Source organism: Dyadobacter sp., from assembly GCF_039919315.1.
Lineage (GTDB): Bacteria > Bacteroidota > Bacteroidia > Cytophagales > Spirosomataceae > Dyadobacter.
The window spans coordinates 194,650-207,674 of sequence record NZ_JBDSFX010000108.1; the positions used below are offsets into that span (position 1 = coordinate 194,650).

The following is a 13,025-nucleotide window of genomic DNA, read 5'->3' on the forward strand; positions in this document are numbered from 1 at the left end:
GTTAGTTGAAGCAACCGAAAGTCATCCTGGCCGGCAGTACATTCTTTTTGCCATTTCAACTTTTGCTATCTTTGAAAAATGAAGTTTCATTTATTGCAATGAAGCTGATCAATCCCAAGCATTCACAATGTCATTTACTCAGAGAATAATCGCAGGTCTGTTCAAGCAACCGCGTAGTCTTTTTCAACTCACTACTTACGATCGTACCAAATCGGTTAATGTCGTGGTAGGTTCCATGTATTCGCTTTACAAGGGCTGGATACATACTGATATTGAGACACTTAACCTACTGGTAAAGCAAGATTGGGAACAATACTTTCCAGAAAATTCCATTGACAAAATCCTCGCCGAGCACGTTTGGGAACATTTGACGCCGGAGCAGGGTAAACTTGCTTTTCAACATTGCTATACTTATCTCAAACCTGGCGGATTTCTCCGTGTGGCGGTTCCAGACGGTTTTAATCCAAGCGAAGAATACATTAACTATGTGAAACCAGGCGGAACTGGAAACGGGGCCGACGACCATAAACTCCTGTACAACTATCAGATCATGTCCGGCTTTCTTACGGAAATCGGTTTTACGGTGAAGCTATTGGAATATTTCGATGAAAATGGTCAGTTTCATAAAGCTCCCTGGAATCCCGAAGACGGTATGATCAGGAGATCTGCTGATCACGATGATCGTAATAAAGATGGCAAACTAGGCTATACTTCATTGATTATTGACGCCTATAAAAGCTGAAATGAGCTCGTCAGGTACCCTTGCCCCCATTGTTTTGTTCTGCTATAATCGTCCCTGGCACTTACGTCAGACGATCGAATCGTTACAGCTGAATACGCTCGCGGCGGAAAGTGAATTGATCATTTATTCGGATGGCGCCAAACAAGCCTCGGATGAAAAGCTGATCAGCGAAATCAGGAGCTACCTTTCTGATATTAAAGGCTTTAAAAGCATAAAAATCATTTCTTCGGATACTAACACAGGGCTTGCTGCTTCGGTTATTAAGGGGGTGACGGCGACATTGGAACAGTACAAAAAGGTCATTGTTCTGGAAGACGATATGCTGAGTACGCCGGATTTTCTTTCATTTATGAACGAAGCGCTGGATACTTATGAGCAGCGCACGGATATTTTTTCGGTTACCGCGTACAGTCCCCCTATATCCGTTCCCGCGCATTATCAGCATGACTTGTTCATGGCTCCGCGCGCCAGCTCCTGGGGCTGGGGTACCTGGCTCTATAAATGGCAAATGGCCGATTGGGAGGTAAATGATTTTGAAACATTAAAAAAAGAAAAAGCGGCGATCCAAGCTTTCACAAGCGGTGGTGAAGATCTGTGGCCCATGCTGGTCAAGCAGCAACGTGGAATTATCGATTCCTGGGCCATTCGATGGACTTATGCTCAGTTTAAAAACAATGCATACGGTGTTTATCCAGTGCATTCCAAAATAAAAAATATTGGTACGGACGGAAGCGGTACTAACTTTACTTTCAAGACAGGTTACTATGGCAAGGAAATGAATCCCGAAAAAGTCGATATCGACCCGAACATTAAGCCAGATAAAGCGGTCATTGAATCGTTCCGTGAGTATTACCACCTGCCCATTCAATTAAAAATAAAAAACTGGATCAAATACCAGATCTGATTTAATACTGAGTAATATGTACTGGCTGCGCTACCTGTTAAAAGAACCTTACAATTCCCTTCGGACACCGGCTAACCGGGAATTTATGGGTTTGCTGTTACGGTATGGTAACAGTCCCAGGCACACCCGCACGCAAGTAAATTTTGGCGACTTCCAGCTCGAAGTTCCGGATACCATGTCGTTTTTATGGCAACATAAGGAGATCTTCGCGGATGATTTTTATTATTTCGAAACCGCCAGTCCACAGCCAGTCATCCTAGACTGCGGCGCTAATGTGGGCATGAGCATTTTATATTTCAAAAAACTTTACCCCAAAGCAAGAGTAGTAGCTTTTGAAGCTGAACCTGAAATTGCTGCATTGCTTGGTAAAAACCTGAAAGCAAACGCAATCAATGGCGTCGAAATCATTGATAAAGCGGTGTGGACAGATGAAAATGGTATCTGGTTTGGTAGCGAAGCCGCGGATTCCTCTTCCATTTATTCCACTGCTGAAAAGAAGAAAATCGCATCAGTACGTTTGAAAGACTTCCTGCTAAAAGAAAAACATATTGATTTTCTTAAAATGGACATTGAAGGTGCCGAAACGGAGGTACTGGCTGATTGCCGTGACGCGCTGGGCCATGTTCAAAATCTCTTTGTAGAATTTCACTCTTACATTGGCAATCCACAAGGACTCGCAGATGTGGTCAAAATATTTGAAGAAAACGGATTCAGGTACTACATTGATACGAATCAGCACCGATTGAGACCATTCACCAACCATCGCTATCGCGGAAATGATATCATGGACCTCCAACTCAATATTTTCGGCTGGCGCAAATAAATCAGCCTCTATAACCTGGAATCCACACTTTCTTTGGGTAAAATAGATTTCAAATCGAAAATAACCGAATCGGGTTTAACGAAGTCTTTGAAATCCAAGGTCTGAAAAACATCGTGCGCGACGGTTAACAAAATTGCCTCATAACGTCCTGTCGGCTTGGTAAGCAGTGAAATTCCATATTCAGCAGACACTTGCTCAGCGGAGGCCCAGGGATCGTACACCTCCACCTGCATACCAAAATCTTTCAATTCCCGATAAACATCAGTAACCCTTGTATTTCGGACATCAGGACAGTTTTCCTTAAATGTAATGCCCAGGATCAGCACTTTGGAGCCTTCAATTTTATGGCCTTTTCTGATCAGTAATTTCACTAGCTTGTTAGCCACGAAGATACCCATCGTATCATTCACTCTCCTTCCCGACAGGATCACTTGGGGATAGTAGCCCAACGACTCTGCCTTGTAAGCGAGGTAATAAGGATCCACACCAATGCAATGCCCGCCTACGAGGCCAGGCTTGTATTTCAAAAAATTCCACTTGGTGCCTGCTGCTTCCAGTACTTCGGTAGTATCAATATCCATCCGGTCAAAAATGAGGGCCAGCTCATTCACGAATGATATATTAATGTCCCGCTGCGCATTTTCAATGGCCTTCGATGCTTCGGCAACCTTAATACTGGACGCTAAATGAGTTCCAGCCTCCACGACTGAGGCGTATAGGTCATCCACAAACCGGGCGGCTTCGGGCGTAGATCCTGATGTTACTTTTTTGATGCTGGTAAATGTATGGATCTTGTCTCCCGGGTTGATGCGCTCAGGGGAATAGCCACAAAAAAAGTCCTTGTTATATTCGAGACCGCTTTCCTTTTCCAGTACCGGCACACAATCGTCCTCAGTACAACCCGGATAAACGGTAGATTCATATACGACCACATCTCCCTTTTTCAGTATTCTTCCGATTGTCCTGCTTGCCTCCAGAAGTGGTACAAGGTTTGGCTTTTTGTAACTATCGATCGGAGTAGGAACTGTTACAATGAAAACATTACAGGTAGACAGCAAACGTTCATCGGTTGTGAATGCCAGACCTTCCGAATTCAGCAATACCTGCTCGGTAATTTCCCGCGTCTTATCATGACCCCGCTTCAATTCACCAATCCGCTTTTCATTAATGTCAAAACCCAGTACCGGGTATTTTTGACTGAAAGCTACTGCCAGTGGCAGTCCTACATAACCCAGTCCGATAACGGCAATTTTACGATCTGATTCAGGCAACATTTAGACGTGTATGTTTTAATAACTCCTAAAACTATACATATTTAACCCTACCAAAAAATTATAAATTAACCCGTGACCGATGACTGATTTGTACGTATTGCTATAAAGGCATTACTAATTTGACACATCACGATTATGGATTTAATGGTTATTCAAGACAAGGTTTTTACCATTCGCGGTTACAGGGTCATGCTGGATTTCGATCTGGCTGAGATGTACGAGGTTGAGACCAGGGTACTCAAACAAGCTGTAAGGAGGAATCCGGATCGGTTTCCCGAAGATTTTATGTTTATCCTAAGCCCGGAGGAGATGGAAAACTTGACATCACAAAATGTGATGTCAAGTTGGGGCGGTACCCGACATTTAACTTTCGCTTTCACCGAGCAAGGCGTCGCTATGCTTTCGAGTGTATTAAAAAGCAAAAAGGCACTCACTGTCAATATCATGATCATGCGTGCCTTCGTACTGATACGTCAACATTACCTCAATTCGAATGAGCTTCGGGAGCGAATTGATAAAATTGAAAGCGAAATGAAAGTCAAATTCAATGACATTCACCAGGCTCTTAACTTTTTGCTCGAACCTCCGCAATCCGAAAGGAAATCCATTGGTTTTAAACACAATGACGAAGCTGACTGATCACCTGGCATAGGGATTGGGCGGGAAAATATGGATCTGAAATCCTTCTTGACGCATCGCCGCCATGACTTTTTCCGAGGGCATTTTCTTAAAAATAACCGCGCAAAGTAACTGCGAGGGCATCAACGAGAATCGGGTCAGAAAGTTATGAAATGCTAGTTTGCGCTTTATTTTCCTAAAAGCCTCAGACGAATCATCAGCCTTCTCCTTACTGTACGAAGGATGGTAGTAACTATTGTTAATTCCTTTGAAAGCCACCATGGGGAGCCCCATACCATTGGCTAATTTATCCATTTCACGCTCAGACAGTTTGAAAACATAGTTCCCGACTTCTTCGAAGGAATATCTGTTTTTCCAGTATTTCTGTAAAAGCGTAGTGTCAAACCGGTCAAAAATATTTCTCAATGCAAGCAAAAAGGGCATCTTTGAGATCGGATCATGTGGTTCTACCAGAATGATCGCTTCCCGGGCTACTCGAAGCATCTCATAAACACCCAGATACGGCCTCGGAAAGTGATGGTACGCCTCTTTGCAGAAAACGTAATCATAACTATTATCTTCAAAAGTCAGTTTTTCAACATTTTCCACTGAGTATTTGTCAAGAAAACCACGTGATTGCGACAGAGGTAAAAAGGTACCCGAAATGTCCGTAGCCGTCACGTCCAGGCCTTTTCTGTAAAAGTGATTAGCATCAAATCCGTAGCCGTCACCCACTGTCAGCCAGGATTTTTGTTCCGTCACGAATGGATCGGTCAGCCGGAGCATCCGTTGATGGATCCAGTGATTGATGGTATTATGCTTTTCATCATACTCCCACAATTCGATGGCCTTATCTTTCGCCTCCTTGGTAGCATATTGTACCTCATACCACTCAGAATGCGCCTCGTGGCTCCGCTTTTCGTTAGACATTGTTAACCGGTTACTTGTTTTTGGGATAAAGATACTTTTAACGAATAAAAATTATTTAACCACAGAACTATTTAATTTTACCCGCCTGAATTTTCAGGGCTGCCGGAACATCGTAATCAATAAGCAATTCGCATGGTACTTCACCTGAGTACTTTTCATTTGGAAGGAGGCGCCGGCGTAGCGGCAACAAGATTACACAGAGCTTTGCAAAAATCGGGGACCGAGTCGCGAATGCTGGTACCCTCGTCACAAAATCCCGAAGAAAATGTAGTTGCGCTGGCTGAGAATAGCTGGGAATTGAAGAAAGCCTGGGGTCGGTTTGTGGCTGAGCGACTGTATTTTTTCCCGCACGAAAAAGATAAAACAGTAAGGTTTGCCTTTTCTCCGGCAGGGATTGGAACGGATATCAGCAATCACCCCCTTGTCAGGCAGGCCGATATTTTACATTTACATTGGATCAATTTTGGTTTTCTGTCGCTATCATCGCTGGATAAGCTTTTTTCACTTGGAAAACCTGTCGTATGGACATTGCACGATATGTGGACGGTAACTGGTGGCTGCCATTACAGCAGAGGCTGCGACCGGTACCTTTCCCATTGCCAGTACTGCCCGTATCTTGCCAAACCGGGGCAATACGACATTTCCTTTTCGCAGTTTGAAACTAAAAAAGGCATTTACGAAAAAACAAAAATGGCGCTGATATCGCCAAGCAATTGGCTAGACCAGATCGTCAAAAACGCTGCACTAACCCAGGATATTTTTTCCAAAAGCATTCCTAACTGCATTGATACGGGCCTTTTCGCTCCCTCGGACAAAACTTTGATCAGGAAAAAACTGCATTTGCCGACGGATAAAAAACTAATCTTGTTTGCCGGCGCTAATACCCAGGACCCGCGTAAAGGATTTTCCTATTTTAAAGATTCATTGAAACGCTTGCCCGACGAAGTGGAAGTATTGGTTTTGGGAAAAGCTAACCCCGCTGTTTTTGATTCATTCCCTGCTCCTGTCCATTATTTAGGTAAAATTACCCGGCAGGAAGACATGGCGGATGCATACAATGCCGCGGATATGATCGTGGTACCGTCATTGGAAGACAACTTGCCTAATACCATTATGGAAGCCATGGCTTGCGGAACACCTGCTGTTGGATTTGCGACCGGCGGTATCCCCGAAATGATCGATCACAAGCATAATGGCTATGTATCAGAATTTAAATCGGCAGACTCACTCGCGGAAGGGATCAACTGGGTTCTCAATAACAACAACCATGCCCTTTTCTCAGCCCATGCGAGAGAAAAAGTACTGGATAGTTATTCAGAAAGTGTCATTGCCGCCCAATATCAAAACTTATATCAGTCGTTATTATCCGAATGAATGAGCAACCGCTACTTACCGTCGTTACGATCACTTACAACGCAGAACGCTTTCTGGGCAGGACATTAGAAAGTGTACAAAAAGCGCTGTTAATGATAGAAGTCCACTCGGTGATCGAGTATCTGATCATTGACGGCAGTTCTAAGGATCATACGCTACGGATCGCCAGTCAATATCCATTTATTACCCGCATCGTTTCCGAACCTGACAAAGGCTTGTACGATGCTATGAATAAAGGCCTCGCGCTTGCTACCGGGAAATATATATGGTACCTGAATGCGGGCGACGAAATTTATGATAGTCGCGTCCTAGCAAGCTTGCTTCCGCTTCTGGAAGCCAATGCAGATGTGTATTACAGCGACGCTATGTTTGTCAAGGAAGACGGACGTGAAGTTGGATTAAGGAGCCGTTTTACACCTCACCAGTTACCCGATCATTTGAAGTGGCAGGATTTCTCACTTGGAATGAAGGTATGCCACCAGGCATTTATAGCTAAAAAAGACATTGCGCCAAAATATGACATCCACAATTTAAGTGCTGACATTGACTGGGAAATCATTTGTTTAAAAAATGCCTCACAAGTAACACATCTCCCCTTCCTGCTATGCAAATACCTGCTCGGTGGAATATCTGTCAAAAATCACCGGCGCTCTCTTCTTGACCGCTTCTCGGTACTGCGAAAGCATTTCGGACTATTATCTGCATTGTATAACCATTTACTGATTTTCTGGCGCGCTTTCCGGTTCGCGAGGAGAAATGGAAAATATTGGTAAACCGAATCAATACAAAATATTATATTTAATCTTTCCATACTCATAGCATTTAAAACTAAGCGAAAAGCAAAATTTCATAATTAAATTTGGTTGGTATCTGTATAATCATATATTTGTTTTACAGAAATGTAAATTAATCAAACCTAACTGTTATGAGAAGAATTTTGCTCTTGTCAATTCTGACATGGGTGGGAGCGTGCGCAGCCGTAATGGGTCAAAGCATGCAGATCACCGGAAAAATCACAACAAACGATGACGGCTCGCCTCTCCCAGGGGCATCGGTCCAGCTAAAAGGATCAACAACCGGAACACAAACAGACGCTGCGGGCAGCTATGTGATCAGTGTTCCGTCTTCATCTTCAATCCTCGTTTTTAGTTTTGTGGGAATGACCGCCCAGGAAATTACGGTCGGGAGCCAGAGCGTAATCGACGTAAAATTGGTAAGCGACACACGCAGTTTGAGTGAAGTAGTCGTCACCGGATTTGGCTCGCAAATCAAACGGGACCTGACTGGTAACATTGCCCAGGTGAAAGGCACAGAAATCCAGAATATGCCGGTAGCGAGCGTAGATGCTGCTTTACAAGGCCGCGCTGCGGGTGTGTATGTGAATAGTGGTACCGGGAAGCTTGGGCAATCTATTAATGTCCGTATACGCGGTAACTCTTCGATAAGCGCGAGTAGCCAGCCATTGTACGTGGTGGACGGAATGCCAATTACTACCTCAAATCAAAGTAACAGTGATGGAGGTGGCACCAATCCCCTGATTGATATAAATTCGAATGACATTGAATCTATTGAAATTCTCAAGGATGCCTCAGCCGGGGCCATTTATGGTTCCCGTGCAGCCAATGGTGTAGTTTTAATCACTACAAAAAGAGGTAAGGCCGGCAAAACGAATGTCAGCGTGAATTATCAGTTAGGATCGGCTGAAGCCACCCGACGCGTCGACTTCCTAAACGCTGAACAATATGTCAAATTTTATACAATGGCTGCCAACAATAGCGACCGGATAGACGAAATTGATCCATCGGATCCCGAGTCATCGACAACCTACATGTTAAGCAACCTTGATTATTTCAGTCTTGGTACAGCCAATACGCCTAATCAAAAGAATTACGCGTGGCAGGATCAGGCTTTTCGGAAAGCACCGATGCAGCAACTGGATTTTCAAATGAACGGGGGAAGTGAAAAAACCAAATTCTTTTTATCAGCCCAATATCTTGGTCAAAAAGGAACGCTTATTGGCAACGAACTGGACAGGATTTCAGGGCGTATGAATCTGGACCATCAGGCTTATAAGTGGTTGCAAATAGGTTTGTCGATGGGCCTTGCGAGAACAGTAAACAAGCGTTTGCCAAGAGATAATGCATTTTCAAATCCCCTACAAATGGCCGCGATTACTCCATTAACGCCATTTGACGATCCTGAAACAGGTCTACCGATCGGTACGCCTCCTGGAGATGCAAATTTGCCGTTGTATTTCAATCCGATCATTTCGATTAATTATGCCCACTTTACTGCAACATCATTCCGGAACCTTACAAATGGTTACGCGCAGATCAACTTCACGCCTGAACTGAAATTTCGTAGTGAGCTGGGGATCGATCTTTTGAATCAGAACGAAGAAGCATACTATCAAAGCCAGAACAATCGGAATATTGCAACGGCCAGTAGTGGTTTAGGCGAAAACTACGGCACATTTGTAACCAATTATAATACAAATAATTTCTTTTCGTACGACAAGACTTTTGCTGCTCATACGATTGCAACCACGCTGGGAATGTCTTACCAGCAGTCGCAGACAAAAACCAATTTCGTTCAGGGATCACAATTCCCTTCGGACAGCTATAAGAAAATTGCCAGCGCTGCTACAAAATCGGATGGTAGTTCGACTGAGACCAATTTTCGTTTTCTATCCTACTTTGTACGCCTGAATTATAAGTTTTCGGACAAGTACCTATTGTCTGCAAGTGCCCGGATCGACGGCTCATCCCGTTTTGGCGCCAATTCACGTTACGGTTTCTTTCCCTCGGTTTCTGCCGGCTGGGTGCTTAGCGAAGAAGGCTTCCTGAAAAACAACAACACATTAAGCTTTCTTAAAGTCAGAGGAAGCTACGGCTCAACAGGTAATTCAGAAATCGGCGATTTTCCACAGCTGGGTCTGTTTGCGGGAGATGCTGGATATGCAGGTGCCGCCGGACAACGTCCATCACAAATCGGAAATCCGAATTTGAAATGGGAAACAACGAAGCAGGCCGATTTCGGCCTTGATTTTGGATTATTCAACAACCGCATCAATGGTGAAATCGATTATTATGTTAAAAAAACGGACGGGCTTTTACTTGAAGTGAATGTGCCTGCAACATCTGGTTTTTCTATACAGGTTGCCAATGTGGGTAAACTTGAAAATAAAGGGGTGGAGCTGGTGCTCAATACCCAGAATCTCGTCGGCGCTTTTAAATGGAATACTTCTTTCAATATCGCTAATAACAAAAACAAGGTTACTGACATACAAGGACAGGTTATTGAGGGTGGCATCAGAAGTATGAGCCGTGTGATGGAGGGACAGCCAGTTGGTGTGTTCTATACAGTTGAGTATGCGGGAGTTGACCCGGCAAACGGAGATGCACTTTTTTATAAAAACACACCGGGAACCGACGGAAGCGTTGACCGTACTACTGTTACCAATAGCGGCTATAACAGTGCGACGCGGGTTGTCTCAGGTAACCCTAACCCTAAATTTGTGGGAGGTATCACCAATACATTTTCGTTTAAGGGATTTGATCTGAATGTATTTTTTAACGGAGTGGCGGGAAATAAAATCAATTTTTACGGTGTAGGCCAATATTCATCTGCTAACGGAATTTACGAAGACAATCAGACCGCCGATCAGATGAACGCCTGGACGTCCGAAAATCCTAATACAGATGTTCCTGAGGCACGTTTTTACAAGGGAAATGGCAATCAGGCTTCCAGCCGTTACATTTTTGACGGATCTTACCTGCGTTTACGTTCGCTGACATTGGGGTACAATTTACCATCCAGCCTACTAAAACGCATCAAAATGGATCGTATCCGGCTTTATGTTTCCGCAATGAACCTGGCAACTTTTACCAATTATAAAGGCTGGGACCCGGAAGTTAATACCGATGATCTAAGTGCAAGAGATACCAAATTCGCACTTGGAAATGATTTTTACACTGCTCCACAGCCACGTACAGTTCTGGTAGGCATTAATGTCGGGTTTTAATGATCATCCGCTTTTTAACTAAACAATTCATGAAAAAGAAAGTATATATAAGTTCCGTTGCTTTATTCACAGTCATGTTTTTAGGCACTTCCTGCGACAGCAAACTTGACGTGCAGCCTACCCAAAGTATCGATGAAAGCGTTGCACTAAGTACTTCACGTGATGTAGAAGTGACTCTAATTGGATGTTATGATGGTTTGCAGGATGTAGATGTATATGGTGGAGGCTTTCAATATACGTCAGAACTATTGGGCAACAGCGATGAATTGGGATTTGGAGGTACCTTCCAGAACCTACTTGAAATGAATAACAAGCAAATTACGACGGCCAATGCCTCAGCGCTTGCCACCTGGCGAGATTCATATGTGGCTATAAACAGATGCAACAACGTTTTGTCAGCGCTCGATATCGTGGATGCGGATAAAAAGGCCCGCATAGAAGGTGAAGCGAAGTTTATACGTGGTTCTATTTATTTTGATCTGGTTAGATTGTATGCTAAATCATGGGTTGATGGCGACAACACTGCCAAACCCGGCGTTCCGTTGGTATTAACGCCAACACGCATTATTACAGATGCAGATAAAATACCCAGGAGTTCCGTAGCCGAAGTATACGCACAAGTTCTGGCAGATCTGACAGCCGCGAAATCGCTTTTGCCGGAAGTGAATGATGCCAATGTAAACTATGCGAACAAATTTGCCGCTTCTGCTCAACTTTCCCGAGTATATCTGACTCAGGCCAATTTTGCGGCAGCACGTGACGAAGCTAGCGAAATAATCGAAACAGGAGGCTATAAACTAGTTCCTGAATTCAGCTCGCTGTTTTATACTTTCCTGCGCAATAGCGGCGCTAATCCGGCTGAATATATATTCTCGATGATTGTGACGCAGCAGGATGGCGCAAACGATATGAATACTTTTTTTGGAATAAAGATTGCTGCTATTCCTGGAACGTCCGGGCGTGGAGACATTCGCGTTCTGGCAAAACATCGGGGTCTTTATGAAGCCGGAGACAAACGAGGGGACTTCTTTCTTACGCCTACCAATAATACGTATACCCAAAAGCATCTGGACACGTTCGGTAATGTTTTACAATTCAGATTGGCAGAGATGTATCTGACCCGTGCGGAAGCAAATTTCCGACTTGGTACAGTTGTAGGAGCTGCTCCTTTGACGGATATCAATATGATTCGCGCCAGGGCGGGACTTAAAGCGGCAACAGCGGTAACACTCGAATCAATCCTAAAAGAACGGCACCTGGAATTAGCTTTCGAGGGTCATATGCTACATGACCTCAAACGTAACAAATTGAATGTGGGAGCACTTCCATTCAATTCACCCAAGCTCATTATGCCAATCCCGCAGCGTGAGATGGATGTGAACAAGCAGCTGGTGCAGAACGAAGGGTATAACTAGTTACCATTCCGATTAACAATAAAAAAACCACACTTTTACGGGTGTGGTTTTTTTATTGGCTCCGCAGTTATATTATTGCCAGCTGATCCAAGCTTTGGCATCTTTGGCACTCACCATATCATAGGTAGTTTCAGAAGTTTGAACGAGGTAATAGCCGCTGGGTTCATACAGAAGCGCTGCTGTGTTTGCGGCAGGACCTGTCGCCGGTGCTGGCCCTAATGTTCCGTAGTCGGTAAAAATAACCCTTCCATCCGCTGGGAATGTGGGTCTTTTAGGGGCGTGCCCATATTCCAGGCTTAATGCATTATTAGCAAAAAACACAGGCCCTAAAATGTCATAGCTGGCATTTGCGCCCGGTTGATAAATATAAAATGCATATTGTGCGCCTTCGAAAGTCAGATCTTTTACACCGAATGCATCATCCACACCATTTACGTGAAATCCGTCAAGTGTGCGCCAATCACCGCCCGATTCGATCGGATCCTGCCACCATCTTTTAGAAGCAGCCAGATCCACCGCAAGTGGCTTGATCGCACTGACTACCACACCAGAAACTCCTCCCCCGGATAGTCCTAACGACAATGTAGTCGCATTCCAGGTAATGTTACTGAACCCGGTTATGGTCCGGGAACCATTCAACAGGGGCGAAACAAAGGTTATCCCACTCGAAGTATAGTAATAATTGGTTGTAAATGTCTTGGGCGTGCTGCCTTCGAGCCAGGTCAGCTTCATAATCCTTTCCGTCGGATTTGCCGTGATTTCATAAGTCACGCCTCCCAGGGTTATTCTCTTGAAATAGGCAATGTATTTGGAAATATTATTGAATAACAACCCCTTAGCCAGATCTCCCGCCGCGTATGCCGTTGCCTGCGCCGGTGTAGCCTTGGTAAGAACCATGCGGCTCTGGTTTTTTCTGCCTAT

The 13,025-nt window shown here is 44.3% G+C and carries 11 protein-coding genes; 8 read left to right on the forward strand and 3 right to left on the reverse strand.

Translation table 11 applies throughout. The features are described 5' to 3' along the window. The first annotated feature begins 127 nt into the window (after positions 1-127). Genes ABIO93_RS32470 through ABIO93_RS32480 form a run of 3 tightly spaced genes read left to right on the forward strand, consistent with a single transcriptional unit; the run spans position 128 to position 2,469 of the window. On the forward strand, positions 128-742 hold the full coding sequence (locus tag ABIO93_RS32470; RefSeq protein WP_348074215.1) for a methyltransferase domain-containing protein: 615 nt from the start codon (positions 128-130) through the stop codon (positions 740-742). Between the two features lies 1 nt (position 743). Beyond that, positions 744-1,646, forward strand: a complete 903-nt coding sequence (locus tag ABIO93_RS32475; RefSeq protein WP_348074216.1) for a glycosyltransferase — start codon at positions 744-746, stop codon at positions 1,644-1,646. Positions 1,647-1,662: 16 nt separating this feature from the next. Further along, positions 1,663-2,469, forward strand: coding sequence for an FkbM family methyltransferase (locus ABIO93_RS32480; RefSeq protein WP_348074217.1), 807 nt, complete (start codon positions 1,663-1,665; stop codon positions 2,467-2,469). 8 nt (positions 2,470-2,477) lie between these two features. Here the strand turns inward: ABIO93_RS32480 and ABIO93_RS32485 are convergent, their stop codons facing one another. After that, on the reverse strand, positions 2,478-3,743 hold the full coding sequence (locus tag ABIO93_RS32485; RefSeq protein ID WP_348074218.1) for a nucleotide sugar dehydrogenase: 1,266 nt from the start codon (positions 3,741-3,743) through the stop codon (positions 2,478-2,480). A gap of 135 nt (positions 3,744-3,878) precedes the next feature. On the opposite strand from ABIO93_RS32485, the gene ABIO93_RS32490 reads away from it, so the two are divergent. Further along, positions 3,879-4,382: an ORF6N domain-containing protein gene (locus tag ABIO93_RS32490; RefSeq protein ID WP_348074219.1), complete on the forward strand. Its 504-nt coding sequence runs from the start codon at positions 3,879-3,881 to the stop codon at positions 4,380-4,382. On the opposite strand, the gene ABIO93_RS32495 is transcribed toward ABIO93_RS32490, so the two are convergent. Next, positions 4,383-5,291, reverse strand: coding sequence for a class I SAM-dependent methyltransferase (locus tag ABIO93_RS32495; protein WP_348074220.1), 909 nt, complete (start codon positions 5,289-5,291; stop codon positions 4,383-4,385). It abuts the gene before it with no gap. 132 nt (positions 5,292-5,423) lie between these two features. Between ABIO93_RS32495 and ABIO93_RS32500 the strand changes: the two genes are divergently transcribed. The 4 genes from ABIO93_RS32500 to ABIO93_RS32515 all read left to right on the forward strand — a co-directional run bounded on the left by ABIO93_RS32500 (position 5,424) and on the right by ABIO93_RS32515 (position 12,104). Next, positions 5,424-6,665, forward strand: a complete 1,242-nt coding sequence (locus ABIO93_RS32500) for a glycosyltransferase family 4 protein (RefSeq protein ID WP_348074221.1) — start codon at positions 5,424-5,426, stop codon at positions 6,663-6,665. Then, positions 6,662-7,438: a glycosyltransferase family 2 protein gene (locus ABIO93_RS32505; RefSeq protein ID WP_348074222.1), complete on the forward strand. Its 777-nt coding sequence runs from the start codon at positions 6,662-6,664 to the stop codon at positions 7,436-7,438. Before ABIO93_RS32500 ends, ABIO93_RS32505 begins: the two co-directional genes overlap by 4 nt. Before the next feature lie 152 nt (positions 7,439-7,590). Next, positions 7,591-10,689 (forward strand): TonB-dependent receptor, encoded by a 3,099-nt coding sequence (locus ABIO93_RS32510; protein ID WP_348074224.1) that lies wholly within the window; start codon positions 7,591-7,593, stop codon positions 10,687-10,689. A 29-nt stretch (positions 10,690-10,718) separates the two neighbouring features. Beyond that, positions 10,719-12,104: a RagB/SusD family nutrient uptake outer membrane protein gene (locus tag ABIO93_RS32515; protein ID WP_348074226.1), complete on the forward strand. Its 1,386-nt coding sequence runs from the start codon at positions 10,719-10,721 to the stop codon at positions 12,102-12,104. Positions 12,105-12,176: 72 nt separating this feature from the next. Here ABIO93_RS32515 and ABIO93_RS32520 read toward each other — a convergent pair. Next, positions 12,177-13,025, reverse strand: an 849-nt coding sequence (locus ABIO93_RS32520; RefSeq protein WP_348074227.1) for a DUF4302 domain-containing protein, incomplete at its 5' end; no start/stop codon positions are given.